This is a genomic window from Pseudomonas sp. BT-42-2 (assembly GCF_025847435.2).
Taxonomy (GTDB): Bacteria; Pseudomonadota; Gammaproteobacteria; order Pseudomonadales; family Pseudomonadaceae; genus Aquipseudomonas; species Aquipseudomonas urmiensis.
The window spans coordinates 177,889-203,713 of sequence record NZ_JAOYTM010000013.1 but is presented as its reverse complement, the minus strand read 5'-3'; the positions used below and the strand labels follow the sequence as shown (position 1 = coordinate 203,713).

26 protein-coding genes and 1 tRNA gene are annotated in these 25,825 nt (G+C 60.8%); 9 read left to right on the top strand and 18 right to left on the bottom strand.

The window, feature by feature from the left end; genetic code table 11:
* Positions 1-3 precede the first annotated feature (3 nt).
* The 4 genes from OIU19_RS16995 to OIU19_RS16980 form a co-directional block, all read right to left on the bottom strand.
* Complete coding sequence (locus tag OIU19_RS16995; RefSeq protein ID WP_264235983.1) at positions 4-3,561, bottom strand: molybdopterin-dependent oxidoreductase; 3,558 nt, start codon at positions 3,559-3,561, stop codon at positions 4-6.
* Positions 3,562-3,576: 15 nt separating this feature from the next.
* Positions 3,577-4,044: a (2Fe-2S)-binding protein gene (locus OIU19_RS16990; protein ID WP_186553604.1), complete on the bottom strand. Its 468-nt coding sequence runs from the start codon at positions 4,042-4,044 to the stop codon at positions 3,577-3,579.
* A gap of 1,276 nt (positions 4,045-5,320) precedes the next feature.
* Positions 5,321-5,800, bottom strand: a complete 480-nt coding sequence (locus tag OIU19_RS16985; RefSeq protein WP_264235982.1) for a MarR family winged helix-turn-helix transcriptional regulator — start codon at positions 5,798-5,800, stop codon at positions 5,321-5,323.
* Between the two features lie 71 nt (positions 5,801-5,871).
* Positions 5,872-6,924, bottom strand: a complete 1,053-nt coding sequence (locus OIU19_RS16980; RefSeq protein ID WP_264235981.1) for a 2,5-dihydroxypyridine 5,6-dioxygenase — start codon at positions 6,922-6,924, stop codon at positions 5,872-5,874.
* 330 nt (positions 6,925-7,254) lie between these two features.
* Here OIU19_RS16980 and OIU19_RS16975 point away from each other — a divergent pair, with 330 nt between their 5' ends.
* The 6 genes from OIU19_RS16975 (at position 7,255) to OIU19_RS16950 (ending at position 13,581) form a co-directional block, all read left to right on the top strand.
* A complete protein-coding gene (locus OIU19_RS16975; RefSeq protein WP_264235980.1) occupies positions 7,255-8,403 on the top strand; it encodes an FAD-dependent monooxygenase in 1,149 nt (382 codons plus the stop codon).
* Positions 8,400-9,206 carry an N-formylmaleamate deformylase gene (gene nicD, locus OIU19_RS16970; RefSeq protein ID WP_264235979.1) on the top strand — a complete coding sequence of 269 codons (807 nt, stop codon included), beginning with the start codon at positions 8,400-8,402 and terminating at the stop codon, positions 9,204-9,206. The genes OIU19_RS16975 and nicD overlap by 4 nt, the downstream gene beginning before the upstream one ends.
* A gap of 13 nt (positions 9,207-9,219) precedes the next feature.
* Positions 9,220-9,972: an Asp/Glu racemase gene (locus tag OIU19_RS16965; protein ID WP_186553609.1), complete on the top strand. Its 753-nt coding sequence runs from the start codon at positions 9,220-9,222 to the stop codon at positions 9,970-9,972.
* A gap of 14 nt (positions 9,973-9,986) precedes the next feature.
* Positions 9,987-10,628, top strand: a complete 642-nt coding sequence (locus OIU19_RS16960) for an N-carbamoylsarcosine amidohydrolase (RefSeq protein WP_264235977.1) — start codon at positions 9,987-9,989, stop codon at positions 10,626-10,628.
* A 209-nt stretch (positions 10,629-10,837) separates the two neighbouring features.
* A complete protein-coding gene (locus tag OIU19_RS16955; protein WP_264235976.1) occupies positions 10,838-12,151 on the top strand; it encodes an MFS transporter in 1,314 nt (437 codons plus the stop codon).
* Between the two features lie 137 nt (positions 12,152-12,288).
* Positions 12,289-13,581 (top strand): OprD family porin, encoded by a 1,293-nt coding sequence (locus tag OIU19_RS16950; RefSeq protein WP_264235974.1) that lies wholly within the window; start codon positions 12,289-12,291, stop codon positions 13,579-13,581.
* A 94-nt stretch (positions 13,582-13,675) separates the two neighbouring features.
* Here the strand turns inward: OIU19_RS16950 and trbK are convergent, their stop codons facing one another.
* The 12 genes from trbK to thrS form a co-directional block, all read right to left on the bottom strand.
* Positions 13,676-13,900, bottom strand: coding sequence for an entry exclusion lipoprotein TrbK (trbK, locus tag OIU19_RS16945; RefSeq protein WP_264235973.1), 225 nt, complete (start codon positions 13,898-13,900; stop codon positions 13,676-13,678).
* Positions 13,842-14,042 (bottom strand): hypothetical protein, encoded by a 201-nt coding sequence (locus tag OIU19_RS16940; RefSeq protein ID WP_264236059.1) that lies wholly within the window; start codon positions 14,040-14,042, stop codon positions 13,842-13,844. Before OIU19_RS16940 ends, trbK begins: the two co-directional genes overlap by 59 nt.
* 197 nt (positions 14,043-14,239) lie before the next feature.
* Entirely contained in the window at positions 14,240-15,040 is an 801-nt protein-coding gene (locus OIU19_RS16935; RefSeq protein WP_264235972.1) for a hypothetical protein, read from the bottom strand.
* Between the two features lie 319 nt (positions 15,041-15,359).
* Positions 15,360-15,436 (bottom strand) — tRNA-Pro (locus OIU19_RS16930).
* A gap of 98 nt (positions 15,437-15,534) precedes the next feature.
* Positions 15,535-15,891, bottom strand: a complete 357-nt coding sequence (locus OIU19_RS16925; protein ID WP_043213594.1) for a MerR family transcriptional regulator — start codon at positions 15,889-15,891, stop codon at positions 15,535-15,537.
* On the bottom strand, positions 15,872-16,174 hold the full coding sequence (gene ihfA / locus OIU19_RS16920) for an integration host factor subunit alpha (protein ID WP_009394049.1): 303 nt from the start codon (positions 16,172-16,174) through the stop codon (positions 15,872-15,874). Before ihfA ends, OIU19_RS16925 begins: the two co-directional genes overlap by 20 nt.
* A 4-nt stretch (positions 16,175-16,178) precedes the next feature.
* The gene (gene pheT / locus OIU19_RS16915; protein ID WP_264235968.1) at positions 16,179-18,560 is read right to left on the bottom strand and encodes a phenylalanine--tRNA ligase subunit beta; all 2,382 of its coding nucleotides are present in this window, start codon (positions 18,558-18,560) and stop codon (positions 16,179-16,181) included.
* Positions 18,561-18,591: 31 nt separating this feature from the next.
* The gene (gene pheS / locus OIU19_RS16910) at positions 18,592-19,608 is read right to left on the bottom strand and encodes a phenylalanine--tRNA ligase subunit alpha (RefSeq protein ID WP_186556120.1); all 1,017 of its coding nucleotides are present in this window, start codon (positions 19,606-19,608) and stop codon (positions 18,592-18,594) included.
* A gap of 109 nt (positions 19,609-19,717) precedes the next feature.
* Positions 19,718-20,074, bottom strand: coding sequence for a 50S ribosomal protein L20 (rplT, locus tag OIU19_RS16905; RefSeq protein ID WP_003250671.1), 357 nt, complete (start codon positions 20,072-20,074; stop codon positions 19,718-19,720).
* Positions 20,075-20,101: 27 nt separating this feature from the next.
* Positions 20,102-20,296 (bottom strand): 50S ribosomal protein L35, encoded by a 195-nt coding sequence (rpmI, locus tag OIU19_RS16900; protein ID WP_008100408.1) that lies wholly within the window; start codon positions 20,294-20,296, stop codon positions 20,102-20,104.
* A 61-nt stretch (positions 20,297-20,357) separates the two neighbouring features.
* The gene (gene infC, locus OIU19_RS16895) at positions 20,358-20,909 is read right to left on the bottom strand and encodes a translation initiation factor IF-3 (RefSeq protein WP_186556145.1); all 552 of its coding nucleotides are present in this window, start codon (positions 20,907-20,909) and stop codon (positions 20,358-20,360) included.
* The gene (gene thrS, locus OIU19_RS16890; protein ID WP_264235967.1) at positions 20,909-22,831 is read right to left on the bottom strand and encodes a threonine--tRNA ligase; all 1,923 of its coding nucleotides are present in this window, start codon (positions 22,829-22,831) and stop codon (positions 20,909-20,911) included. Before thrS ends, infC begins: the two co-directional genes overlap by 1 nt.
* A gap of 332 nt (positions 22,832-23,163) precedes the next feature.
* On the opposite strand from thrS, the gene OIU19_RS16885 reads away from it, so the two are divergent.
* Together OIU19_RS16885 and OIU19_RS16880 are read left to right on the top strand one after the other, a co-directional pair.
* Positions 23,164-23,466: a hypothetical protein gene (locus OIU19_RS16885; protein WP_264235966.1), complete on the top strand. Its 303-nt coding sequence runs from the start codon at positions 23,164-23,166 to the stop codon at positions 23,464-23,466.
* A 164-nt stretch (positions 23,467-23,630) separates the two neighbouring features.
* Complete coding sequence (locus tag OIU19_RS16880; RefSeq protein ID WP_110993890.1) at positions 23,631-23,843, top strand: cold-shock protein; 213 nt, start codon at positions 23,631-23,633, stop codon at positions 23,841-23,843.
* A 160-nt stretch (positions 23,844-24,003) separates the two neighbouring features.
* Here the strand turns inward: OIU19_RS16880 and OIU19_RS16875 are convergent, their stop codons facing one another.
* Positions 24,004-24,327: an I78 family peptidase inhibitor gene (locus OIU19_RS16875; RefSeq protein ID WP_264235965.1), complete on the bottom strand. Its 324-nt coding sequence runs from the start codon at positions 24,325-24,327 to the stop codon at positions 24,004-24,006.
* Between the two features lie 286 nt (positions 24,328-24,613).
* Here OIU19_RS16875 and OIU19_RS16870 point away from each other — a divergent pair, with 286 nt between their 5' ends.
* Entirely contained in the window at positions 24,614-24,826 is a 213-nt protein-coding gene (locus OIU19_RS16870; RefSeq protein ID WP_264235964.1) for a hypothetical protein, read from the top strand.
* On the opposite strand, the gene OIU19_RS16865 is transcribed toward OIU19_RS16870, so the two are convergent.
* Positions 24,798-25,805: a nucleoside hydrolase gene (locus OIU19_RS16865; RefSeq protein WP_264235963.1), complete on the bottom strand. Its 1,008-nt coding sequence runs from the start codon at positions 25,803-25,805 to the stop codon at positions 24,798-24,800. The genes OIU19_RS16870 and OIU19_RS16865 overlap by 29 nt on opposite strands.
* Positions 25,806-25,825: the final 20 nt, after the last annotated feature.

Genomic DNA, 25,825 nt, shown 5'->3' with positions numbered 1-25,825 from the left:
GCTTCAGTGGCTGCCAGGATTGGCACGCACCTGAGCACTCTTGGCCTGCAGCCCCTCCCAGGCCGGCTGGCTGCCAGCAAAACGCTGGCGCAGGTATGCGGCAAGGTCGGCTACCTGGCGGTCCGACAAGCTGTCCTTGAACCCTGGCATGTAGCCCAGGTCGGGGGTTGCTGGATGGGCAATGCCATGTAGCACCACGCGCAGCAGGTTGTCTGGCAGCGCGCTATGGACGTTGCTGTTGACTGCCATCGACGGGCTGACGCCGAACAGTTTCGGCCCAAGCCCATCGCTGTGACAGGCCAGGCAGGCGCCCTTGAATAGGCGCTCACCGTTACTCAACGAAACCTGCGAATCGACTTGTGGCGCGGGCTTGGCTGCAACCTGCTGCGGTGTGCCGTCGAGGGATGTCAGGTAATGGGCGATCGCCCGCACATCGCTCTGCGGCAAGCTGGCCAGCTCGCTGACCACCGGCCCCATGGGGCCTGTGGCAACGCCGTGCTTATCGGAAAAGCCAGTGCTCAGATACGTGAACAACTCACTCTCGCTCCACGGCGTCGCAGACTTGCCTAGCGCGTTCAGCGCTGGCGCTTCCCAGCCATCGACCATACCGCCGGCCAAATAGCTGGAACCGCCCTTTTCCGCGCCCATCAGGTTGCGCGGCGAATGACAGGCAGTGCAGTGCCCCAGACCATCGACCAGATAGGCACCACGATTCCACTGTGCGCTGCGCTGCGGGTCGGGCTGGTATTCGCCGCGCTTGAGAAACAGCGCGTTCCAACCCGCCATCAGCGGGCGCTGGTTGAACGGGAAACGCATCTGGTTGGCCGGCGCCTCCTGGCGGACCGGGGTCTGCGACATCAGGTAGGCGTACAGCGCCTGCATGTCTGCGTCGGTGATAGTACGAAACGAGGTGTAGGGAAACGCCGGGTACAAATGTCGGCCATCGCGGCTGATGCCCTCGCGCATGGCTCGCTCGAACGCGGCGAATGACCAGCGACCAATGCCGGTTTCCGGGTCGGGGGTGATGTTGGTGCTGTACAGCGTGCCGAACGGCGTATCCATCGCCAGGCCGCCGACATTGACCTTGCCACCGCTGACCGTATGACACACCGCGCAATCACCGGCCGCCGCCACTTGGCGCCCACGTTCGAGCATCGAGGCCGACCAGCTACCGGCGGCCGGTGGCGTTACCGGGGCGATCTCGGCGCGCCAGGGCAACGCCGTGGCGGCCATGCCCAATGCCGCACCGATTACCCCGGCGAGCGAGCCGAACCACCATTTCGAGCGTTTGCTCGCAGGCTGCGCTGGCGGCTCAGGGGCCTGCTTTTCAGCGTTCAGCGCCGCGCGCACCCGTTCGGCGGTGATCGGCAGTTCGCGAAAGCGGATACCCGTGGCATCGAAGATCGCGTTGGCGATGGCCGCCGCGCTCGGCACCGAAGCCGACTCACCGCTGCCCATCGGTGGTTCATGTTGGCGCGGCAGCATCATCACATCGATCGCCGGCACCTCGGGGAAGGTCAGGATTGGGTAGCCACCCCACTCCTTGCTCGCCACGGTGGACTCCTCGAAGCTCACCTGTTCCTTGAGCACGCGGCTGGTCGACTGGATCACATTGCCGTGAATCTGATGCCGCACCCCTTCGGGGTTGACCATCATTCCGGCGTCATGGCCGATTACCACGCGGGTCACCGCCACCTCGCCGGTACGCCGGTCAACCGCGACATCGGCAACCCAAGCAGCCCACGCAGCACCAAAACCTGGGAACTTGCTGTGGATGTAGCGCGCGTAAGCGAACCCGCGGCCACGCAACACATCGCCTTCGGCAGGGGTTTGCATGGGTTCGCTGCGCGGCTGCCAGTCGGCCCGTTCGGCGGTGGCTTTGACCAAGTCGATGGCGCGCGGATCGGACAGATGCTTGAGGCGGTACTCAACCGGATCGACGCCTGCGGCAAAGGCCAGCTCGTCGATGTACGACTCGTGGGCGAAGCTGTTGGGCATCGCCGACACACCGCGCATCCACGACGCGCGCACCAGCGGCGTCATGTCGTTGATGGTCACGCGCATGTGCTCATAGTCATACGGCGGGATCGAGGTTCGGTCGCCCATCTCGAACAGCGCCGGCACTGGCTCTACCGCGCCGGTGAGCAGCAAGGCCAAGGTGGGGGCGCCGTTGGAGGGGTAGCTGGTCTGGAAATCGTAGGCGGCCACTGTGCCATCGGCATTCAAGCCGCCGTCGATTTCCATCAACTGTGCGGTGCCCTTGGGCTCCCAGGCATGCTCCTGCTCGCGGGTCAGTTGCACCCGCACCGGGCGGCCGACCGCACGGGACAACAGCACCGCGTCAGCGCAGACATCGTCAGCGCAGTTGCGGCCATAGCAGCCAGCGGCTTCCATGCGGATGATCTCGATGCGCTGTTCCTCACACGCCAACAGCCAAGCCAGGTCGGCGCGCAGCAGGTGCGGGTTCTGGGTGCCGGACCAGACGCGGATCGGCCCCTCGGTAAAGTCGGCCAAGGCGCACGACGGGCCAATCGAGCCATGCAGCTGATAGGGCCACAGATAACTGCGGCTCAGGCGCTGACTGGCATTGGCGATGCCGCCGTCGACATCGCCCTGATCCAGCACAGTACGCTGCACGCGAGGGTTGTCGCGGATCGCCTGGGCGATATCGCTCAGATCCGGCAGCTTGCCGGTATACGGTTTCCAGCTGATCTTCAGTTCTTGGGCGGCGCGGATCGCCTGCTCTTCACGCTCGGCGACGACACCGACGAAGTCGCGGATGACCACCACCGCGATCACTCCGGGGAGATGGGCGATGGAGTCATGGTCCACCGCCAGCAGGCTGTTGCCAACGAAATCGCCGCTGTCGTGGCCAGCGTAGGGCGGGCGGATCACCCGGCCATGGAGCATGTCGGGCAGGCGCATGTCGTGGACGTAGGTCAGCTCGCCAGTGGCTTTGCCAGGGATGTCTACCCGCGCCGCACTGCGTCCGACCAGGCGATAGTCGTCTACCGCCTTGAGCGGCGCATCGTCGGCAATCGGCAGTTGCTGGTTTTCGCCCTGAACCAGCTCGGCAAAACGCAGGCTCCGGCCGTCGCTGCTGATCACTGCGCCCTCCTCCATGCGCAGCGTATCTGGCGCACAGGCCAAGCGCTGGGCGGCCTGCTGCAGGAGGAAGCGCCGCGCCGTGGCCGCGGCCTTGCGCAGCGGCACGGCGGAAATCTGTAAGGTTGCGCTGGCGATGGTCGCGCCCTGGTTGGGAGCGCGCTCGGTGTCGCCCAGTACCATGTGCACCTGATCCATGCGCAGGTCGAGCTCTTCGGCAACGATTTGCGCCAGCGAGGTGCGAATGCCGGTGCCCAGGTCGACGTGGCCGTTGAAGGCGTAGACCATGCCGTCGTCACTGACCGCAAGAAACAGCGCCAGCTCGCGGGCCTTGAGCGTGGGCGTCACGCCCTTGGCCACCGGGCCTGAGGGCGGCGTGATCTGGTCGACGATCAGCAATACGTTGCTTTTGCCCAGCAGTTGCTCGCGGCTGGGAACGTGTTGTGAGTGGTTCATGTTCAGCTCCGGATCTCAGGCCAGGCGGCCGGCAGCGCGGCGCACGGCGCGCAGAATTTCGACGTGGGTACCGCAACGGCAGAGGTTGCCGGATAGCTCGTTGCGGATCTGCTCGTCGCTGGCATCGGGAATGCGGTCAAGCAGGGCCTTGGCGGTCATGATCATGCCGTTCATGCAGTAGCCGCATTGGGCCGCCTGTTCATCGATGAACGCCTGCTGTACCGGATGCGGCGCGGCCTTGCTGCCGAGCCCTTCGAGGGTGGTGATGTCGCGGTTGGCGGCGCCGGACAGCGGGATCACGCAGGAGCGTGCGGCGACGCCGTCGATGATCACCGTGCAGGCTCCGCATTCGCCTAGGCCGCAGCCGTACTTGGGGCCGTTCAGGCACAGGTCGTTGCGCAGGATCAGCAGCAAGGGGGTGTCGGCCATGGCGTTGACTTCGACGGGCTGACCGTTGATTCGCAGGGAGATGGTTGTTTGCATTGTTGGCTCATCTCTGGTGGTTGCATGCCGTTCAGGGCGAGTACCTGGGCGCTACCAAACAACTCAAATGGTGCGCTTTTTAGGTAAGTACTCACTACATGAAATGATCAGGCAAGAAGCAGGCCAGGGGTGATTCTGGGGATTGGGGTTGGGGGTTGGGTTGTGAGATTATCCATTAGATGTGGCGCGGCCTCTGGCCCCTTCCGTCTTTACGGCGGCTTACTTTTCTCTTGGGAAAAGTAAGCAAAACCGCTCGCTCCTACATACGGCCCTCCGCTGCGCTACGGGTCCCTTCGCCCCGGCGCCTTCCGGGCCCGCGCGGCGTCCTGAAGTCGCGAATCTGCGTCGTCTGAACTTGCGCGCACGAAGATCAAGAGCAGGCGAATCGCTGCGCTCTCGCAGAAGCCAAAGCCAAAGCCAAAGCCGCCAAGGCGAAGGTTTGATCATCTAATTTGTGTTGTTTGTTCCGACCTCTTCGCGGGCAAGCCCGCTCCCACAGGTACCGCACCGTTCTTCCGGCTGGCGGGGAGCCTGTGTGCGGGCTTGTCCGCGAAGAGGCCAGAACATCCACCACATCTGCCACAGGTACCGCGCCGCTCTTCCGGCTGGCGGTGAGCCTGTGCGAGCGGACTTGCCCGCGAAGGCCAGAACATCCAGCACATCTGCCACAGGTACGGCGCCGCTCTTCCGGCTGGCGGTGAGCCTGTGCGAGCGGGCTTGCCCGCGAAGTGGCCAGAATATCCACCCAACCAACCACAGGTACTGCGCTGTTCTTCTGACTGGCGGTGAGCGTGTGGGAGCGGGCTTGCCCGCGAAGAGGCCAGAATATACACCCCACCAACCACAGGTACGGCGCTTTTCTTCTGGCTGGCGGTGAGCGTGTGGGAGCGGGCTTGCCCGCGAAGAGGCCGGAATATCCACCACACCTGTCACTATCGCCAGATAACGCCAGCCCAGACGCCGCCACTAACTTCGCGACTTCAGGAGGCCGAGCAGAGGTGCCTGGAGGGCCAGGTGCGCAGCACCCTTCGGCGTAGCCGAAGGCGCGAGATGTAGATTTGCGCAGCAAATCGTAGGCCGCGCGGGCCCGGAAGGCGCCGGCGCGAGGGAACCCGAAGCGCAGCGTAGGGCCGGATGGTGGAGCGCACGGCTTTTGGTTACTTTTGGCCACGACCAAAAGTGACCCGCCGTAAGGGCGGAAGGCGCCAGCGGCCTCACCACAAAGAATGGATAAGCTCCCAAATCAAGAAATCAAGAAATCAGCCCAACACAAAGATCACCCCGCAACCCCCTCATCCCCATCAATCATCTTGCGCAGCAAAAACAAAATCGCCACCCGCTCAGCCGCATTCAAACACCCCATGCTCAGCTCACTGATCTGCCGAGCACAGGGAATCATCGCATCGAGCAGCGCCGCCCCACTGTCGGTCAGCTCGCAAATCACCTTGCGCCGATCCCCCGGATCAGGCGACAGCTGAATCAGCCCGCGCGCCTTGAGCCGCTCGACGATACCCCGGATGGTCGCCTGATCCACCGCAGTCGCCTTGATCAACTCAGCCTGGGAACTAGGCCCATGATCGCGCAAGGCGCACAGGGTAACGAACTGGATCGAGGTCAGCTGCGGGTCGCACGCCTGCTGCTGGAAGATCGCCGTATGCCGCTGATAGGCCTTGCGCAGCAAGTGGCCGACCTGTTCGGTAACGTCGTAGGGTGCGGTATCAGGTGCAGCAGTAGCGTTCGGAGTTTTGTTCGACATGTGATGGCTTGGGCTGTGAGGATTGGGCTGGCCGGGGCCCCGAAGAGCGGAGCGCCAGGCCAGTATAACCACTAACGCGCCTTGGACTGCTCAGGCGCAACCACATCCCCGGCCAGGACCACAGCAAGGTCGTCCAGATAGATATCGCAATTGCGCAGCGGTATATCCAGGTGACACGGGGTCTTGCGCTTGCCGCCGACCTCGGTGTTAGGGCCTGTGGAAAACAGGAAGTTGCCATAGAACGCGCGGGCGTCCATGCACATGCCGTCGTTGCGGTCGTGCAGGCCCATCGCCGTCCACTGCGCACGCGGCTGCAGGCCCCAGCCGATGTGGGAAATGCCGTAGACCTCAGGGTCATTGAAGTACTTCATGTAGTCGCGCAGGTACTCAGCTTCGAAACCGCCATGGATGCCAGTGATGAAGCCCTTTTCGATCTCCAGGGTAATGCGCTCGCGGCAGTAGTTCTTGAACGGCAGGATGATGTCGCCGACATCCAGCACCAGGGTGCCTTCGGCGCTGTCTTCGTTCGGCCAGGTGAACAGAAAGCCACTGGGCCAGTGGTCCCAACGGCCTGGCTCATCGGCGTAGCCGTATTCGGTGACGGCTGGATACTGGCCGAGCGGCGCATGGAAATCACTGCCTGCCTTTGACCGCACATGCATGCTGCGCGCCTGTTTGAGCACGGTTTCAGCGGCCTGCACGCGACGCTTGTCGTCCTCGCTCGGCAGCATGCGCGCCAGGACTTCCGGGGGCTCGACCGCCAACAGGATGCGTGTGCCGGTCTTGAGAATCTGCTCTTGCTCAGGGGAATGCAGCAGCATCATGGTGTCGACGATCAGGTCGGCAGCTTCCAGCGCCCGCTGCGCGGCCAGGTTACCGGTCAAGGCGGTGTCACCGCAGTAGGCGGTCATGTCGTTGCCCATCGCCGTGGGGTGATTGAACGATGGCAGCTCCACCGCATACACCTTGGCCTTGAGGCGCTGCGCCGCCTCCATTGCCGCGTTCACCGTACGCGGGTCGGAATAGTGGCTTTTGAGCACGGCGACGCTCTGCGTTTCGTCCACACGGGACAGCTTCAGCACGTGTTCGAACATCTGGGTCAGTTCTGCATTGCTAACCGGCATCGGTTTTCTCCTGAGCATGCCTGGATGGGCTCGAGATGCTGCACTGGCGTAGTGCACGGCGCTTCATCTCGGTGCGAATTAATAGTGTATACACCCTATTTATCTAGATGAAAGCGCATCCAGCCGACAAGCGCAAGTGGCGCACCAAAACGTTACCATTCCACACATAACCCAGCATTTACGGTGACAAACTGCTGAATACCACTTTCGATCACTTGTTTGAAATTAATTCATTCGCGCTCTTCCCATTGAAAATTTATAGCGTATACACTCAATTTCATCAGACGGCCGAGCCGCTGAGCACATCACAGAACAAGAGGAGAGATACCTATGCGGGGCAGGCAGAAAATCGCAATCGTCGGTGCAGGTCTGGGTGGCGCGGCTGCCGCCACGTTGCTGCAGCAGGCTGGTTTTGAGGTCGACGTGTACGAGCAGGCACCGGAATTCACCCGCCTGGGCGCGGGCATTCATATCGGCCCTAACGTGATGAAGATCTTCCGCCGCATGGGGCTGGAGCAAAAGCTGGAGCTGATGAGCTCGCATCCAGATTTCTGGTTCAGCCGCGACGGCGTCAGCGGTGACTACCTGTCGCGCATCCCCCTCGGCGAGTTCGCCCGCCGCGAGTACGGCGCCTCGTACATCACCATCCACCGTGGCGACCTGCACGCCCTGCAGATCGATGCGATCAAGCCAGGCACGGTGCACTTCGGCAAGCGCCTGGAAAAGATTGTCGACGAGGGTGATCAGGTACGCCTGGACTTCGCCGACGGCACCCACACCGTGGCCGACATCGTCATCGGCGCCGACGGCATCCACTCGAAGATCCGCGAAGAGCTGCTGGGCGTCGAAGCGCCGATCTACAGCGGCTGGGTCGCCCACCGCGCATTGATTCGCGGCGAGCACCTGGCGCAGCACGCCGATGTGTTCGAGGACTGCGTGAAATGGTGGACCGAAGATCGCCACATGATGGTCTACTACACCACCGGCAAGCGCGACGAGTACTACTTCGTCACCGGCGTACCGCACGAAGCCTGGGACTTCCAGGGCCCATTCGTCGACAGCAGCCAGGAAGAAATGCGCGCCGCCTTCGACGGCTACCACCCCACCGTGCAGAAGCTGATCGGCGCCACCGAGTCGATTACCAAATGGCCGCTGCGCAACCGCAACCCACTGCCGCTGTGGAGCCGTGGTCGCCTGGTACTGCTGGGCGATGCCTGCCATCCGATGAAGCCACACATGGCGCAGGGTGCGTGCATGGCGATCGAAGACGCGGCGATGCTCACCCGCTGCCTGCAAGAAACCGGGCTGTCCGACCACCGCAGCGCCTTCGCCCTGTATGAGGCCAACCGCAAGGAACGCGCCTCCCGGGTGCAGTCGGTATCCAACGCCAACACCTTCCTCTACACCCAGGAAGACCCAGCCTGGGTCTACGGCTACGACCTCTACGCCCAAGAACTCAAGAGCGGGGAGGCAGCATGAGCAGCTTTATCGCCGGCGGCAATGTCAGCGCCAACGGCATCCGCCAGCATTACCTGCGCTACGGTGGCAAAGGCCCGGCCCTGATCCTGGTGCCGGGTATCACCAGCCCGGCGATTACCTGGGGCTTCGTCGCCGAGCGCCTGGGCCAGCACTTTGACACCTATGTGCTGGATGTACGCGGCCGCGGCCTGTCCTCGAGCGGGCCCGAACTGGACTACGGCATCGATGCCTGCGCGGCGGATATCCCGGCCTTCGCGGCGGCACTGGGCCTGGACCGCTATCACCTGGTCGGCCACTCGATGGGCGCGCGCTTCGCCATCCGCGCCGCCGCCCAGGGTGCGCCTGGATTGCAGCGATTGGTGCTGATCGATCCGCCGGTGTCCGGCCCGGGTCGTCGCGAGTACCCAAGCAAGCTGCCCTGGTACGTAGACTCGATCCGCCAGGCCACGCTCGGCATGAGTGGCGACGACATGCGCGCCTTCTGCGCGACCTGGACCGACGAACAGCTAGCGCTGCGCGCCGAATGGCTGCACACCTGCTATGAGCCGGCAATCGTGCGCGCCTTCAACGATTTTCACGAGGTCGACATTCACCAGGACCTGCCCCACGTGCATCAACCGGCGTTGCTGATGGTGGCCGGGCGCGGCGGCGTGATCCAGCCGCAGGACATCGCCGAAATCCGCGAGCTCAAGCCGGACATCCAGGTCGTCCAAGTGGAAAACGCCGGACACATGATTCCCTGGGATGACCTGGAAGGCTTCTTCGCTGCCTTCGCTGATTTCCTCGACCATCCTCTCGTCTGAAGGAGCACAAGACATGACCAAGCTGTACCGCATCGGCCAGATCGTGCCGAGCTCGAACACCACCATGGAAACCGAGATCCCGGCGATGCTCCTGGCGCGTCAGGCGATTCGCCCCGAGCGCTTCACCTTCCACTCCAGCCGCATGCGCATGAAGCAGGTAAAGAAGGAAGAACTGGCAGCGATGGACGCGGAGTCCGACCGCTGCGCACTGGAGCTGTCCGACGCCAAGGTCGACGTCCTGGGCTACGCCTGCCTGGTAGCAATCATGGCCATGGGCCTGGGCTACCACCGCCAGTCGGAGAAACGCCTGCAGAAAGCCACCGCCGACAACGATGCACTGGCGCCGGTGATCACCAGTGCCGGGGCGCTGGTGCAAGCTCTGCACGTGATGAAAGCCAAGCGCATCGCCATCGTCGCGCCTTACATGAAGCCGCTGACCGAATTGGTGGTCAACTACATCCGCGAAGAAGGCTTCGAGGTGCAGGATTGGCGTGCGCTGGAGATTCCCGACAACCTCGCCGTGGCCCGCCACGATCCGGCCAACCTGCCTGGCATCGTCGCCGGCATGAACCTTGAAGGCGTCGATGTGGTGGTGCTTTCGGCCTGCGTGCAAATGCAATCGTTGCCAGCGGTGGCCAAGGTCGAGGCACAAACCGGCAAGCCGGTGGTCACCGCCGCCATTGCCACTACCTACGCCATGCTCAAGGCATTGGACCTGGAGCCCGTGGTTCCAGGTGCCGGCGCCCTACTGTCGGGCGCTTACTGAATCGGGAGACGCACATGAGCGACGCACAAAGCGCCAGCGACAACTACCAGGGCGTATGGGGCCAGCGCATCGGCTTCGGGCGCAAGGCGGCCCTGCTGATGATCGACTTCATGCAGGGCTACACCACCCCCGGTGCGCCGCTCTACGCCCCTGGCGTGGTAACGGCTGTCGAGCAGGCCGCCGGCCTGCTGGCACTGGCCCGTGACTGCGGTACGCTGGTGGTGCACACCAACATCCGCTACCAGGCCCCCCACTTCACCGATGGCGGGGTGTGGGTACGCAAGGCGCCGGTGATGAAGGACATGGTCGAAGGCAACCCGCTGGCTGAGTTCTGTGAGGCGGTGCTGCCCCGGGCAGATGAAGTGGTGCTCAGCAAGCAATACGCCAGCGCCTTTTTCGGCACCAGCCTAGCCTCGCTACTGCATGCCCAAGGCATCGACACCGTGGTACTGGCCGGGTGCTCGACCAGCGGCTGCATCCGTGCCAGTGCAGTCGATGCGCTGCAGCATGGTTTCAGAACCATCGTGGTGCGCGAGTGCGTCGGTGATCGGCACAACGATCCACATGAAGCCAACCTGTTCGACATCGACAGCAAGTACGGCGATGTCATCAGCCGGCAGGAGGCCATGGCTCAATTGCAGCGTCTGGCCGCCTAAAACCCGGCCGCCCTTTTGCCCATAACAATTACGCAACGGCGCGGGAAGCCCGTTGCATGACCGTCCGCTGTGCAGACGGCCGCCCCGCAGGAGCGCTCGGGGCCTTGTGACGCTGCCCAGAAACGTCGCGTATAGTGCGCGGCGCGCCTGGAGCGTCGAAAACTGCTGGCCTAAAAACAACCACAAAGTCGCCCGCCAGGAGACAGGAAATGCCAATTGCGAATGCAACCACGGTCCACGCTGAAGTCGACCAGGGTACTCAAGCGCTTTACCGCCGGATCACTTGGAGGCTCATCCCCTTCCTGTGCTTCTGCTACCTCGCAGCCTATCTAGACCGCATCAACGTCGGCTTCGCCAAGCTGCAAATGCTCGAAGACCTGCAGTTCAGCACCGCAGCCTATGGCCTGGGTGCGGGGCTGTTCTTCGTCGGCTATATCATTTTCGAAGTGCCGAGCAACCTGATCCTGCAGCGGGTCGGCGCCAAGCTGTGGATCGCCCGCATCATGATCACCTGGGGCCTGCTCTCGGCCTGCACCATGTTCGTCACCAGCACCACGCAGTTCTACATCCTGCGCTTTCTGCTCGGCGCGGCCGAAGCGGGCTTTCTGCCAGGGGTGCTGTTCTACCTGACCATGTGGTACCCGACCTACCGCCGCGGGCGGATCATAGCCCTGTTCATGATCGGCCTGCCGCTGTCGAGCGTGATCGGCGGGCCGATCTCTGGCTGGATCATGGGCCATTTCGACCAGGTCCACGGCCTGCATGGCTGGCAGTGGCTGTTCTTGCTCGAAGCAATCCCCAGCGTGCTGCTCGGCATCCTGACGTTCTGGGCGTTGCCGAACAACTTCCAGCAGGCCAAGTGGCTGTCGGATGACGACAAGGCGCAGCTGGCAGCGGACCTTGCCGCCGACGATGCCGAGGGCAAGGGCAGCAAGCACAGCTTCCGCGATGGTTTCTTCAACCTGAAGGTGTGGATGCTCGGTGGCATCGACTTCTCGATCCTGCTCAGCGCCTATGCCATGGGCTTCTGGATGCCGACCTTCATCCGCGATGCCGGCGTTAGCGACACCTTCCACATTGGCCTGCTCACGGCGATCCCGAGCCTGGCCGCGCTGCTTGGCATGCTGATGATCGGGGCCAGCTCCGACCGCCATCGCGAACGCCGCTGGCACATCATCGTGCCCTTCATCATCGGCGCGATCGCCATGGCCAGCAGCACCCTGTTCAGCCAGAACCTGGTGATGACCGTACTGCTGTTCGCCATCGCTTCGGCGGCGATCATCGGTGCCGTGCCGGTGTTCTTCAGCCTGCCGGCGACCTTCCTCAAGAGCACGGCGGCAGCCACCGGTTTCGCCCTGGCCTGCTCACTGGCCAATATCGCAGGCTTGGTGAGCAACTCACTGATGGGCATGGTCACCGACCTCACCGGCACCTCCCATGCGGCGCTGTGGGTGTTCGCCCTGTGCCTGCTGCTTAGCTGCTTTTTAGTGATCGCCCTGCCCGCGAAGCTGGTCAACCGCTAACGGTCCAGCGCTTCGCGCAACGGCAGCGCAAGCGGGCTCGCAGCCCGCTTGCCGATCCCTTTCAACGCACCCCCGTCGTGGACGATCGCCTGGCCGCCACGCAGGGTTGCTGTTGCCTGAATTCAGGAGTAGCTCACATGCAAGGTCACACCCATCAACGCTTAGCCTGCACCGCACGCCTGACTGGCGGTTGTCTTGCCGCCGCCCTGTGCGCCGAAGCGACGGCCGAAGAAGCAGGCTTCATCGAAGGCGCCAAGGCCACGCTGCAAGCCCGCAATTATTTCTTCAGCCGCGACTATACCGATATCAAAGGCAGCAGCACCCAGTCGCGCACCCAGGAGTGGGCTCAGGGCTTTATCCTCAATGCCAGCTCCGGCTACACCCAGGGCACCCTGGGCGTCGGCATCGACGTCACCGGCCTGCTCGGCTTCAAACTCGACAGCAGCCCTGAGCACGCCAAGTCCGGGCTGTTGCCCAGCCTTGAAAGCGGCAAGTCTGCCGACAACTACAGCCGCCTGGGCGCGGCGATCAAGTTCAAGCTATCGCAGACCGAGCTCAAAGTCGGCGAGTTGATGCCCAACCTGCCGGTGCTGCTGTTCAGCGACCTGCGCCTGCTACCGCCGACCTATCAAGGCGCGATGCTCGAGTCACGCGAGTTTGCCGGGCTGACCATGAGCGCCGGGCAGTTCCGCTCGACCAGCCTGCGCGACTCTTCCAACAGCCAGAAGATGTATGCGCTGGTCAACGACCCGATCAATCCGGCGCGTCTGGCGCGGTTTACCAGTGACCGCTTCAACTACCTCGGCGCCGACTATGCCTTCAACGACAACCGCACCAGTGTCGGCGTATGGCAGGCGCAACTGGAGGACATCTATCAACAGCGCTTCTACAGCTTCAAGCACGCCGAGCCGCTCGGTGACTGGACGCTTGGGGTCAATGCCGGCTACTTCGATGCTCGCGAGGATGGCCGCCAGATCGCTGGTAAATACGACAACCATGCGCTGTTCAGCCTGTTCTCGGCCAAGACCGGAGGGCATACCTTCTACGTCGGTTATCAGCAGATCGGCGGCGACGACGGCTTCATCCAGGTCGGTGCCAACACCAACCCGATGGGCAACACCCTGCCCACCTACGAGTTCTCGGCGCCGGGCGAGCGCTCATGGCAGGTGCGCCATGACTACAACTTCGTTGCATTGGGTATTCCTGGGCTGACTTCGACCCTGCGCTATGTACAAGGGCGTGATGTAGAGACTGGGCTGGGCTTCGAAGGGCGTGACCGCGAGCGCGACCTGGACCTGGCCTATGTGGTGCAGAGCGGGCCGTTGGCCGGGCTGGGGGTGCGGCTACGCAACGTTATGGCACGCTCGAACTACCGCACGGATATCGATGAGAACCGGTTGATTCTGAGTTATACGGTCAAGCTGTTCTGAATGGGTTGAGGCTGGAGCTACCCGCAAGGCGCTCCAGCCTGCCCAGCGGCGCTGATCACCAGCGCCTCCACAGACGCCCGGCATGAGTGTTCAGCTACCAGGTCTTGCGTTCGGACTTCTTGAAGGAGCCGCCAGTCATGCACTGTTCGACCAGATTTTCCCGAGCTTTGTTGTCAGGAAGGGTCTTCAAGTAATTGGGCTGACAATGTTCGCTGGACACTGCGTATGCTGCAGAATCCGTGGCCTCTTCATTGGCGCCCTCACCATCTGCCTGCGAGGTAGAACATACCTCCAGCAAAGCAACTGATGAAAACGCCATCGAGCACATCGCCGACAGTACCGCACCCCGACAGATAGCCTTCGACCTGCACTGCCAGGAACAACAGGGCGAGCAAAAGAACGACGCCCATGATGCGCCGCTGAAGCTTGAACCTGGCCTTGTCAGTTCCGAACCACAGCATCCCTGCCTCCTTGCTCTAACTGCTCTACACCCCCATGCACACGTGCCTAGGCCCATGTTCGCTGACGAGCTCGAAATCCGCGGCGGCTAGAAATGATATTACAAGGGGAAACATAGGGTTTGGCGATAGTCGCAGCCTCCCAACTTCTGCAACGCACGCCTAACCCTAGGCAAATAACGGCTCAAACCCAACGGCTATCAGATCTTCGGCTTGACCGCCCTTGCTTGCTCGTCTGCCAGTTTCTGTTTGCGCTCAGCTTCTGCCTTGGCATCGCTAGCAGCCAACTCATCAAACATCGACTTGGCGTCGGTGATCGACACAGTGTAGTGAGGCACCATGTCATCGCTTTGCGTCGAAGCGCCAACCGAGATGATTTTGCCGCAGTTTGGGCTGAACGTGCGCGGGGCGCTTACCGACACGCCCGGGATATCGCTGCTGCCACCGCCGCCTTGGCAAGGCGCCACGCCAGAGCCAAACCACTGCTTGCCGTTGCGGTCGTATTGCCAGCTGAAGCCGAGCCCCATTATGTTCGAGGTGCTGGAAGGTTTACCGAACTTTTCCGTCAGGGCTGCCTTGAGCGCGTCGATCTTGATACGCCCGCCTTCATCGAAGCGCTGAACGCGAGCGATGAACCAAACCTTACCAGACTCGTTCTGCAGTGCTGCAAACTCGTCGGATGGCCCGCCTGCATTGGTAGTGCCAGTCCATGGCATCCGGTCGTCCGTCTTCGCCGTGACGCCAGCTTCCTGGCCGGTAGTGAGCATCAACGAAGAAATTTTGTAGTCGGGGTTGGCCTTGGCGATGGCGGCCTTGGCTTCAGCCAACGAAGAACCGATGGTAACGCCGGCAATATCGTCTGCTGCCAGGGTTGCCGTGCTTGCGAGGGCGGCAAGAGTCGCGCCAGCTAAGACACTTAACCCCTTCAGATGAGCGTTTTTGCAAGCCTTTTTCATTACTTGCGCGGCGTTATGTTCGTTTGCAACAACAGCCAATTGCATGAGACCTCTTCCTGAAGTCGATTGAAGGACGCAAAAGGTATCACATTGTTTCCATTTGCAAAGAGCGAGAGCTCTGCTCCCGAATAGCCTTGAGGATCTATGCGCTCCCGGCAGTACAGTATTACTGCCTCGGCCGCTCCAGCTGCTGAACTAAGCCAACACAGCGAGTGCGAGGGAGCGAGTCATGGCTTGAATCACTCGTCCTGGCTTTCATCAGGCGGAGTGATGTTCCAGAAGTTGTCGCTCGCTTCCTGTTAAGAAAAGGCCACCCATAAAAAAATCCAGTCACCGCTAAGTGACTGGATTTTCTAGGGATTTTTGGTCGGGACGGAGTGATTCGAACACTCGACCCCTTGCACCCCATGCAAGTGCGCTACCGGGCTGCGCTACGCCCCGAACTGCTCTCGATACTGCTGAGAACGTTGAGAAATCTACCCTAAGCGTCTGATTAATGGAAGCTTTTTTTAAAAAAACTTTCCACTCGTCGGATCAGATCACTTCTTCAGCACCACTAGCACATCTTCCAATTCAGCAATCATCTGCCGGATCAGTTGCTTGTACTGGGTGGTATCGTCCTTGGCTTCATCACTGGACAAACGCAACCGCGCGCCGCCGATGGTGAAGCCTTGGTCATACAGCAGCGCGCGGATCTGGCGGATCATCAGCACATCTTGGCGCTGATAATACCGCCGGTTTCCGCGGCGCTTGACTGGGTTGAGTTGCGGGAACTCCTGCTCCCAATAACGCAACACGTGCGGTTTTACCGCGCAGAGCTCGCTGACTTCACCAATGGTGAAGTAGCGTTTGCCCGGTATGGGGGGCAGCTCGTCGTTATGGCTTGGTTCCAGCATAGGCCTCAACCCGGGCTTTCAGTTTCTGCCCTGGACGAAAGGTGACGACACGGCGTGCGGTAATCGGGATCTCTTCCCCAGTCTTGGGGTTGCGGCCCGGCCGCTGGCGTTTGTCGCGAAGGTCAAAGTTGCCGAAACCGGACAACTTGACCTGCTCGTTGTCTTCAAGCGCGTGGCGAATCTCTTCGAAGAACAACTCGACCAGTTCCTTCGCTTCGCGCTTGTTGAGCCCCAGCTCCTCGTACAGCCTTTCGGCCATCTCAGCTTTCGTCAGAGCACCCATGCCGTTATTTCCTTAACGTGGTGTTCAACCTTTGTTCGAGCGAGGTGAGGATCAACTGCAGGGTGGCGTTCACCTCATCGTCATTAAGAGTGCGCGATGGATGCTGCCAGGTCAAGCCGACGGCCAGGCTTTTTCTATCAGGATCAATACCTTTACCCTGGTAGACATCAAACAGCCTGAGGTCTGTGAGCCATTCGCCTGCATTGTCACGAATTACTTCAAGGACCGAGCTCGAAGCTACATCACGTCCCGCGATCAAAGCCAGGTCACGCCTGGTTTCAGGGAACTTGGACAGTTCGCTGAATTTCGGCAGGCGACCTTCGACCACTTCCTCCAGGATAAGCTCGAAGACGAACACCGGGCGGTCCAGGTCGAGGGTCTTGGCGAGTTCTGGGTGAAGGGCGCCGAGGTAGCCGACTTCCTTGCCGTCACGTTCGATGCGAGCAGTCTGACCTGGGTGCAGGGCAGGATGTTTGCCGGCGACGAAGGTGAAGTCGTTGAGCGCGCCAGAATAGCCCAGCAGGGCTTCTACGTCGGCCTTGACGTCGAAGAAGTCGATGCTGTCACGGGCGTTGGCCCAGCCTTCCGGCAGGCGGGTGCCCGTGACGACGCCGGCGATCATCGGCTGCTGCTTGAGATCACCCAGCTGGCCGACGAAGCGCTGGCCGCTTTCGAACAAGCGTACGCGATCTTGCTGGCGATTGAGGTTGTGCTGCAGCGCCTTGACCAGGCCCGGCCACAACGAGGCGCGCATGGCAGCCATGTCGTTGGAAATCGGGTTGGCCAGCAGCAACGGCTCGACGCCAGGAGTGAACAGCTCGAACAGCTTCGGATCGATGAAGCTGTAGGTGATTGCCTCCTGGTAGCCGCGAGCAACCAGCAGGCGGCGCAGGGTTGGCAACTCGCCACGGGCTTCCGGAGCACCTTTTGGCGCCAGACGCGCTTGCGGGTAGCGGACCGGCAGGTGGTTGTAGCCGTACAGGCGAGCCAGCTCTTCGATCAGGTCGACTTCCAGGCTGATGTCGAAGCGGTGGCTTGGTACGTTGACGGTCCACTGCCCTGCCCCATTGCTGGTAGTGGTGAGCTCCAGGGCGTTGAGCAGTTGCTCGACCTGTGCTGGCTCCATCTCCATGCCGAGCATCTGGGTGATGCGTTCGGCGCGCAGGGTGATCGGCGCCACTTTAGGCAGGTGCTGCTCGCTGACACTCTCGATGATCGGGCCAGCTTCGCCACCAACGATCTCCAGCACCAGCGCGGTAGCGCGCTCCATGGCTTCGCGCGCCAGTTGCGAGTCGACGCCGCGCTCGTAGCGATGCGAGGCATCGGTGTGCAGGCCGTAGGAACGGGCCTTGCCTGCGACCGAAATAGGCTCGAAGAAGGCGCTCTCAAGGAACAAGTCGCGGGTCTTCTCAGTATTGACACCGCTATGCTCGCCCCCCATGACGCCAGCGATAGCCAGGGCCCGGGTGTGGTCGGCGATGACCAGGGTGTCGCTACGCAGGGCCACTTCCTGGCCGTCGAGCAGGACCAGTTTCTCGCCCTCTTCGGCCATCCGCACGCGGATGCCGCCGTTGATTTCCGCGAGGTCGAAAGCGTGCATCGGTTGCCCAAGCTCAAGCATCACGTAGTTGGTGATGTCGACGGCAGCGTCGATACTGCGCACATCGCTGCGGCGCAGGCGCTCGACCAGCCAAAGCGGGCTTGGCCTGGACAGGTCGACATTGCGGATGACCCGACCCAGGTAGCGCGGGCACGCAGCCGGAGCGCTGACTTCGACCGAGCGTACTTCGTCGTGAGCGGGCGCGACTGCTGGCACCGCCAGACGAGTGACCGGAACGTTGTACAGAGCGCTGACATCGCGCGCCAGACCGACTACCGACAAGCAGTCGCCGCGGTTCGGGGTCAGGCCAATCTCGATGCTGGCGTCGTCCAGGTTCAGGTATTGACGAATGTCTTCACCAACCGGGGCATCGGCTGCCAGTTCGAGCAGGCCATCGTTTTCTTCGCTGATCTGCAGTTCGGCCGCCGAGCAGAGCATGCCGAACGACTCGACACCCCGCAGCTTGGCCTTCTTGATCTTGAAGTCGCCCGGCAGTTCGGCGCCGATCATGGCGAACGGGATCTTAATGCCTGGACGCGCATTGGGCGCGCCGCAAACCACTTGGAAGGTTTCCTGGCCGCTGCTCACCTGGCAGACGCGCAGCTTATCGGCGTCCGGGTGTTGCTCGGTGCTCAGGATTTCGCCAACGACGATACCGCTGAACTGACCAGCAGCCGGGGTAACGCTGTCGACTTCGAGGCCGGCCATGGACAGACGAGCGACCAGCTCGTCACGGGAGACGTGCGGGTTGACCCAACCGCGCAGCCACTGTTCACTGAATTTCATGCTGTTCTCCTGAAAGTTGCGTCGATTGGGCCTAGCGGAATTGGGCGAGGAACCGCAGGTCGTTGTCGAAGAACAGACGCAAATCGTTGACGCCATAGCGCAGCATGGCCAGGCGCTCGGCACCCATGCCGAAGGCGAAGCCTTGGAACTCTTCCGGATCGATACCGGACATGCGCAGCACGTTCGGGTGGACCATGCCGCAGCCCATGACTTCCAGCCAGCCCGTCTGCTTGCAGACGCGGCAGCCTTTGCCGGAGCACATCACACACTGGATATCGACTTCAGCAGAGGGCTCGGTGAAGGGGAAGAACGACGGACGGAAACGCACGTCCAGTTGTTTTTCGAAGAACACGCGCAGGAATTCTTCGATGGTGCCCTTGAGGTCGGCGAAATTGATGTCGCGATCGATCAACAGGCCTTCGACCTGGTGGAACATCGGCGAGTGAGTGATATCCGAGTCGCAGCGATAGACGCGGCCCGGGCAAACAATGCGGATTGGCGGCTGAGTGGACTCCATGGTCCGCACCTGCACCGGCGAGGTGTGGGTACGCAGCAGCATGTTGGCATTGAAATAGAAGGTGTCGTGCATCGCCCGCGCCGGGTGGTGGCCAGGGATGTTGAGCGCTTCGAAGTTATGGTAGTCGTCTTCGACCTCAGGGCCTTCGGCAATGCCGTAGCCGATGTGGGTGAAGAACTGCTCGATACGCTCGAGGGTGCGGGTGATCGGGTGCAGGCCACCGGTGGTCTGGCCACGACCTGGCAAGGTCACATCAATGCATTCGGCCGCCAGGCGAGCGCTGAGCTCAGCCTCTTCAAAGGCAGCTTTGCGTGCGTTGAGCACTTCGGTGACGCGTTCCTTGGCGTCGTTGATCAGCGCTCCAACCTTGGGGCGCTCTTCGGCTGGCAGGTTGCCCAGGGTCTTCATCACCTGGGTCAGCTCGCCCTTCTTGCCGAGAAATTGAACCCGGATCTGTTCCAGGGCATTGATGTCTTCAGCGCGCTCCACAGCTTCCAGGGCTTGGGAGACCAGCGCATCCAGGTTTTCCATGTACAGACTCCAGATACGAAAATAGGGGAAGAGCTTTGAAGGCTCTTCCCCTATCGATGACGTTCAACACCCAGCGACGCTAGCATCGCCGGGTGATTGTCGTGGGTACTTAAGCCAGAACGGCTTTAGCCTTCTCGACAATCGCAGCAAACGCCGCTTTTTCGTTCACTGCCAGGTCAGCCAGAACTTTGCGGTCGATTTCGATCGACGCTTTTTTCAGGCCAGCAATCAGACGGCTGTAAGACAGACCGTTGGTGCGGGCACCGGCGTTGATACGAGCGATCCACAGAGCGCGGAACTGACGCTTTTTCTGGCGACGGTCACGGTAGGCGTATTGACCAGCCTTGATGACAGCCTGCTTGGCAACACGGAATACGCGCGAACGCGCACCGTAGTAGCCTTTAGCCAGTTTCAGAATTTTCTTGTGACGCTTACGAGCGATTACGCCGCGCTTTACACGAGCCATGAGTAACTTCCTCTATCTAGACCAGAATTAACGAACGCGCAGCATGCGCGCGACTTTTGCCACGTCAGACGGGTGCAGCAGGCTGCTACCACGCAGTTGACGCTTACGCTTAGTCGACATTTTGGTCAGGATGTGGCTCTTGAAAGCGTGCTTGTGCTTGAAGCCGGAAGCCGTTTTCAGGAAACGCTTCGCAGCACCGCTCTTGGTTTTCATTTTTGGCATGTTGGAACTCCGCATTCGATAAAATTACACAATAATCATCAGGCCTGCCGTGCCCGGGAGATTACTTCTTCTTTTTGGGGGCGATGACCATCATAAGCTGGCGTCCTTCCATCTTCGGATGCTGCTCAACGGTGCCGTATTCGATCAGGTCAGCTTCAACCCGCTTCAACAGCTCCATGCCCAGCTCCTGGTGGGCCATCTCACGACCACGGAATCTCAGAGAGATCTTGGCCTTGTCCCCATCACTAAGGAAACGTACCAGGTTGCGTAGTTTTACCTGGTAATCCCCTTCCTCCGTCCCTGGACGAAACTTGATTTCTTTGATCTGGATCTGCTTCTGGTTTTTCTTGGCCTCGTTGGCCTGCTTCTTCTTCTCGAAGAGGTGCTTGCCGTAGTCCATGACCTTGCAGACAGGAGGTACGGCGTCAGCAGAAATCTCTACCAGATCCAGCTTCGCTTCTTCAGCGATACGAAGCGCTTCATCAATCGAGACGATGCCAATCTGCTCGCCGTCAGCGCCAATTAACCGAACCTCGCGGGCCGAGATATTCTCGTTGATCGGGGCCTTCGGTGCAGTTCGTTTATCGTTTCTCATTTCACGCTTAATAGTTATTACTCCGATTCTTGGCGACCACGCCGGGAAACCGCATGCGCAAGGAGCTCAGCGAATTGGGCGACGGGCATGGAGCCCAGGTCAGCGCCTTCGCGAGTACGCACAGCGACGGTTTGCGTTTCGACTTCACGGTCCCCTATAACCAAAAGGTACGGGACCTTGAGCAAAGTATGCTCGCGGATTTTAAAGCCGATCTTCTCATTTCTCAAGTCAGACTTGGCACGGAAACCGCTATCGGTCAGGTTTTTTTCCACCTCAAGGGCGAAATCGGCCTGTTTGTCGGTGATATTCATGATCACCGCCTGGGTTGGCGCCAGCCAGGCTGGGAAGACACCGGCATAGTGCTCGATGAGCATGCCGATGAAGCGCTCGAACGAACCGAGGATGGCGCGGTGCAGCATCACCGGACGCTTACGGGCGTTGTCTTCGGCGATGTAGCTGGCGTCCAGACGCTCAGGCAGGTTCGGATCGTATTGCAGGGTACCACACTGCCAGTTACGGCCCAGGCAGTCGCGCAGGGTGAACTCGATCTTCGGACCGTAGAACGCGCCCTCGCCCGGCTGATATTCCCACTCCAAGCCCGACTCGTTCAGGGCATCGGCCAGCGCACCTTCAGCGCGATCCCACAGCTCTTCGGAACCGACGCGCTTGACCGGACGGGTCGAGAGCTTCATGGCGATGTCGGTGAAGCCGAAGTCCTTGTACACATCCAAGGTCAGCTTGATGAAGTCGGCGGCTTCTTTCTTCACCTGATCTTCGGTGCAGAAAATGTGCGCGTCGTCTTGCACGAAGCCACGCACACGCATGATGCCGTGCAGGGCGCCGGATGGCTCATTGCGATGGCAAGCACCGAATTCAGCCAGACGCAGCGGCAGATCGCGGTACGACTTCAGGCCCTGATTGAACACCTGCACGTGGCATGGGCAGTTCATCGGCTTTACCGCGTAGTCGCGGCTTTCCGACGAAGTGGTGAACATGTTTTCGGCGTAGTTGGACCAGTGACCGGACTTCTCCCACAGGATGCGGTCGACCACTTGCGGGGTCTTGATCTCAAGGTAGCCATTGATACGCTGGACGTTGCGCATGTATTGCTCGAGCACCTGATACACGGTCCAGCCGTTCGGGTGCCAGAAGACCATGCCCGGGGCTTCTTCCTGCAGGTGGAACAGATCCAGCTGCTTGCCGATCTTGCGGTGGTCGCGTTTTTCGGCTTCTTCGATGCGCTGGATGTAGGCTGCCAGCTGCTTCTTGTCAGCCCAGGCGGTGCCGTACACACGTTGCAATTGCTCGTTCTTGGCATCGCCGCGCCAGTAGGCGCCGGACAGCTTGGTCAGCTTGAATGCCTTGAGGAAGCGGGTGTTCGGCACGTGCGGACCGCGGCACATGTCGACGTATTCTTCGTGATAGTACAGGCCCATGGCCTGCTCATCGGGCATGTCTTCGACCAAGCGCAGCTTGTAGTCTTCACCGCGATTGCGGAACACGTCGATGACTTCGGCGCGCGGGGTCATCTTCTTGATGACGTCGTAGTCCTTCTCGATCAGCTGTTGCATGCGCTTTTCGATGGCCGCGAGGTCGTCAGGAGTGAAGGGGCGCTCGTAGGCAATGTCGTAATAGAAGCCTTCGTCGATCACCGGGCCGATCACCATCTTGGCGGTCGGGTACAGCTGCTTCACTGCGTGGCCGATCAGGTGGGCGCACGAGTGACGGATGATCTCCAGTCCCTCTTCATCTTTAGGGGTGATGATCTGCAGGGTGGCGTCGTGCTCGATCAGATCGCACGCATCGACCAGTTTGCCGTCGACCTTGCCGGCCAGGGTGGCCTTGGCCAGGCCTGCGCCAATAGAGGCAGCGACTTCAGCTACGGATACGGCGTGATCGAACGAACGTTGACTGCCATCGGGAAGAGTAATAGTGGGCATGGCGCCTCCTCTCCTAGTGGTGACCCCTACCAAAGGTCACGTGGGTTGGGATGAGCCAGTACAAGATCCGACCTGCCTTTCCCGCGGGAAAGCCTGCCTCACAGTGGCAGAAGCCTTTCGGCTTGCCAGGGACGAACCAGAGTGACTGGAAAATAAAATGATTACGGCCGGCACCAGGCCCGCCGCAAGCCAAGCATGCTAGCACGCGGGTTGCAGCCCAGGCAGAAATATTTGGAAATTACGCCCCGTGCTGAACTTGTGGGGAAATTTGCCTATCAGACTTTCTGAAGCATCCTACTCTGTATGAGACCTAACCCAAGGAGTGTCTGGTTATGCGATTTCAGTCTCTTTTGGCCTTGACTGCCGCCGGCGCCCTGCTGCTGCCCATGGCCGCAACCGCTGGCGACTTCCCTGCCGGCAAGCAAGCGACCTACATGACACAGTGCCAGCAGGTGGCAACCGGCCAGGGCGTCGATGCCAATACGGCCAAAAAACACTGTGAATGTGGCGCACAAGCCATCAAAAAGAATTTCACAGACGAGGAAATCAAGGATTTGGACAGCCAGGACGGAGTGGATGCCATATTGATGAAAAAGGCGCAAACCGTGGTCCAGCAGGCCTGCAACGCTAATTGATACGTCGATTTTGTGGCTTACTGCGCTTTTATTTGCGATGGATCAGCATAATCCGAAGGTAAAAGGCGCGACATCCGCAGAATTAGACTATGATGTACCTGGCGCACGTAGCTTCGGCCACATTTGCACCTCGATAAAAAATCATGTTTCTGGAGATTCACCCCATGTCCAATCGCCAAACCGGCACCGTCAAGTGGTTCAACGATGAGAAAGGCTTCGGCTTCATCACTCCTCAAGGCGGCGGCGACGACCTGTTCGTACACTTCAAAGCCATCGAAACCGACGGCTTCAAGAGCCTGAAAGAAGGCCAGACTGTTTCCTTCGTCGCTGAACGCGGCCAGAAGGGCATGCAGGCTGCACAGGTTCGTCCGGAGTAATTCGGATTGTTGTAAAAAAACCCGCCCTTGTGGCGGGTTTTTTTATGCTGGGGATCTGCTCTGCCAGTGGCAGGGCTTCCCATCGCGGGACAAGCCCGCCCCCACGCAATCGCTCAAACGAATACGTGGCAGCGGACTTGCCCCCGACGGCAGGAGCGGATCAACCGCAGTTAACGCGAATGACCTTGCCCTGCTCGTCAACGTTCAAGTTCAAGCGCTCAGAGCGATACTCCAGGGTAATTACATCGTGTGGCTTAAGGATTCGTGCCATCTGCGAGCCACTGGCCTTGCGCGCCTGCTCGAGCAGGTCTGGGGTGCCCGGCTTGCCAACTGCAAAGTCGGCGCCACTGGCTTCGCAGCGGCCGTCGTTACCGGCTGGAGCCGCCGGGGTGTTGCCAGCAGTGCCGGAAGAGCCGCCTGTGCTGCAACCTGCCAGGACTGTAGCCACCAGCAGGGTTGCCAGGGAAGCACGGGTACGGAACATGAATCCTCCTAATCATCATGGGAACTGCTCTATGCGACAGCTCCACGCAAAATTTGTTGCAAAACCGCACAAGTCTGCCTGAATCGGCCGCTTGAGGCGAAACGCTAATCGTGACCGGATTTTGCACCACACCGATAGTTTGCCAGCCGAGCGTTCTTATGCCTAAGTCGCAGGGCTATTGACGCAAAGGCATGATTTACTGCAATAAGTGGAGCGCAGCATGCCTCCCTACGAACGCCAGGGTCAGGTGTTCGCCTCATCGCCCGGGCCGTCACGAGAATCTCCCATGAGCAGTCATACCATCGATGCCGATATCAAGGTCAAATGGGCCGAGGGCCAGAGCGCCTACAGCCCTGGCACACCCGAGGAGCTGCTGTTGATTGCCGTCGATCTACTGGTGCGCGATCGCGGCAGTGAGGCGACGCGCAGCTTCATCGAACAGGTGCTCGAGCGCTACGCGCCACACGAAGCTATTGCAATCGAGCCAGACGCTCGCTGAGCAGGTCGAACAAGCCCTGGGCGTCGCCATCTCCGATCCACAGCACATTGGCCGGTTGCTTGAGCACACCGTACCAATCCGCCACGGTCTGGCCGAAAGTTGGCCCTTCGCGGCTATCGACTGTCATGTGGATCTGCCGCCCGCTGAACAACTCGGGCTTGAGCAGGTAGGCAATGACGCTGGCATCATGCACCGGGCCGCCGGGCATGCCGTAAAGGTCCATATCGTGCTTGATGTAGGCGTTGAGAATATCCACTACCTGCTTGCTGGCCCGATTATTCACCGCAGCCAATTGCTTGAGGCGAGTCTCGCTGGTCAATAGCTTGTGCGTGACATCCAGCGGCAGATAGGTAAGCTTGACGCCACTGGCCAGCACCACTTGCGCGGCATGCGGGTCGGCGAACAGATTGAATTCCGCAGCTGGGGTGATATTGCCGCCATTGAAGTGCGCACCCCCCATCACCACCACTTCCTTGATGCCGTCGACGATATCGGGTTGCTGAATCAACGCCAAGGCCAGGTTGGTTTGCGGCCCGAGCATGGCGATGGTGATGCTATGCGGCTCGGCAGCGCCCAGGGTATCGACCAGATACTGCACCGCATTGCCCTTGGCCAGGCCCTGCTTTGGCTCGTGCACACTGACGCCCGTAAGCCCTTCTTCGCCATGCACTTCGGCGGCGTAGATTGGCGGGCGTACCAGCGGGCGGCCGGCGCCAGCATATACAGGGATCTCCTCCCGGCCTGCCCATTCGCGCGCCAGGCGAGCATTGCGTGAGGTTTTTGCCAATCTCACATTGCCGGCAACGGTGGTGATGGCGCGAATGTTCAGCGCGTCAGGCGAGGCCATGGCCAAAAAAAGTGCCACCAGATCGTCCGCCCCGGGGTCGGTATCGATGATCAGGTCGCGAGGCGCGGCCTGCAGACTGGCGGCGGCGATGGTGGACATCAGTACGACTCCTTGTAGCAAACGCTTGAGCATCGAGCACTCCTTGCTGCGTG

What these genes read in the sequence shown, in the direction of transcription:
- OIU19_RS16925 (WP_043213594.1), bottom strand. Translation starts at nt 15,891, where the DNA reads ATGCTGGAACCAAGCCATAACGACGAGCTGCCCCCCATACCGGGCAAA.
- rplT (WP_003250671.1), bottom strand. Translation starts at nt 20,074, where the DNA reads ATGGCTCGTGTAAAGCGCGGCGTAATCGCTCGTAAGCGTCACAAGAAA.
- OIU19_RS16995 (WP_264235983.1), bottom strand. Translation starts at nt 3,561, where the DNA reads ATGAACCACTCACAACACGTTCCCAGCCGCGAGCAACTGCTGGGCAAA.
- OIU19_RS16955 (WP_264235976.1), top strand. Translation starts at nt 10,838, where the DNA reads ATGCCAATTGCGAATGCAACCACGGTCCACGCTGAAGTCGACCAGGGT.
- OIU19_RS16885 (WP_264235966.1), top strand. Translation starts at nt 23,164, where the DNA reads ATGCGATTTCAGTCTCTTTTGGCCTTGACTGCCGCCGGCGCCCTGCTG.
- rpmI (WP_008100408.1), bottom strand. Translation starts at nt 20,296, where the DNA reads ATGCCAAAAATGAAAACCAAGAGCGGTGCTGCGAAGCGTTTCCTGAAA.
- trbK (WP_264235973.1), bottom strand. Translation starts at nt 13,900, where the DNA reads ATGGCGTTTTCATCAGTTGCTTTGCTGGAGGTATGTTCTACCTCGCAG.
- OIU19_RS16985 (WP_264235982.1), bottom strand. Translation starts at nt 5,800, where the DNA reads ATGTCGAACAAAACTCCGAACGCTACTGCTGCACCTGATACCGCACCC.
- OIU19_RS16965 (WP_186553609.1), top strand. Translation starts at nt 9,220, where the DNA reads ATGACCAAGCTGTACCGCATCGGCCAGATCGTGCCGAGCTCGAACACC.
- OIU19_RS16870 (WP_264235964.1), top strand. Translation starts at nt 24,614, where the DNA reads ATGAGCAGTCATACCATCGATGCCGATATCAAGGTCAAATGGGCCGAG.
- ihfA (WP_009394049.1), bottom strand. Translation starts at nt 16,174, where the DNA reads ATGGGTGCTCTGACGAAAGCTGAGATGGCCGAAAGGCTGTACGAGGAG.
- OIU19_RS16880 (WP_110993890.1), top strand. Translation starts at nt 23,631, where the DNA reads ATGTCCAATCGCCAAACCGGCACCGTCAAGTGGTTCAACGATGAGAAA.
- OIU19_RS16865 (WP_264235963.1), bottom strand. Translation starts at nt 25,805, where the DNA reads ATGCTCAAGCGTTTGCTACAAGGAGTCGTACTGATGTCCACCATCGCC.
- OIU19_RS16980 (WP_264235981.1), bottom strand. Translation starts at nt 6,924, where the DNA reads ATGCCGGTTAGCAATGCAGAACTGACCCAGATGTTCGAACACGTGCTG.
- OIU19_RS16950 (WP_264235974.1), top strand. Translation starts at nt 12,289, where the DNA reads ATGCAAGGTCACACCCATCAACGCTTAGCCTGCACCGCACGCCTGACT.
- thrS (WP_264235967.1), bottom strand. Translation starts at nt 22,831, where the DNA reads ATGCCCACTATTACTCTTCCCGATGGCAGTCAACGTTCGTTCGATCAC.
- pheS (WP_186556120.1), bottom strand. Translation starts at nt 19,608, where the DNA reads ATGGAAAACCTGGATGCGCTGGTCTCCCAAGCCCTGGAAGCTGTGGAG.
- OIU19_RS16875 (WP_264235965.1), bottom strand. Translation starts at nt 24,327, where the DNA reads ATGTTCCGTACCCGTGCTTCCCTGGCAACCCTGCTGGTGGCTACAGTC.
- pheT (WP_264235968.1), bottom strand. Translation starts at nt 18,560, where the DNA reads ATGAAATTCAGTGAACAGTGGCTGCGCGGTTGGGTCAACCCGCACGTC.
- nicD (WP_264235979.1), top strand. Translation starts at nt 8,400, where the DNA reads ATGAGCAGCTTTATCGCCGGCGGCAATGTCAGCGCCAACGGCATCCGC.
- OIU19_RS16975 (WP_264235980.1), top strand. Translation starts at nt 7,255, where the DNA reads ATGCGGGGCAGGCAGAAAATCGCAATCGTCGGTGCAGGTCTGGGTGGC.
- OIU19_RS16990 (WP_186553604.1), bottom strand. Translation starts at nt 4,044, where the DNA reads ATGCAAACAACCATCTCCCTGCGAATCAACGGTCAGCCCGTCGAAGTC.
- OIU19_RS16960 (WP_264235977.1), top strand. Translation starts at nt 9,987, where the DNA reads ATGAGCGACGCACAAAGCGCCAGCGACAACTACCAGGGCGTATGGGGC.
- OIU19_RS16940 (WP_264236059.1), bottom strand. Translation starts at nt 14,042, where the DNA reads ATGCTGTGGTTCGGAACTGACAAGGCCAGGTTCAAGCTTCAGCGGCGC.
- OIU19_RS16935 (WP_264235972.1), bottom strand. Translation starts at nt 15,040, where the DNA reads ATGCAATTGGCTGTTGTTGCAAACGAACATAACGCCGCGCAAGTAATG.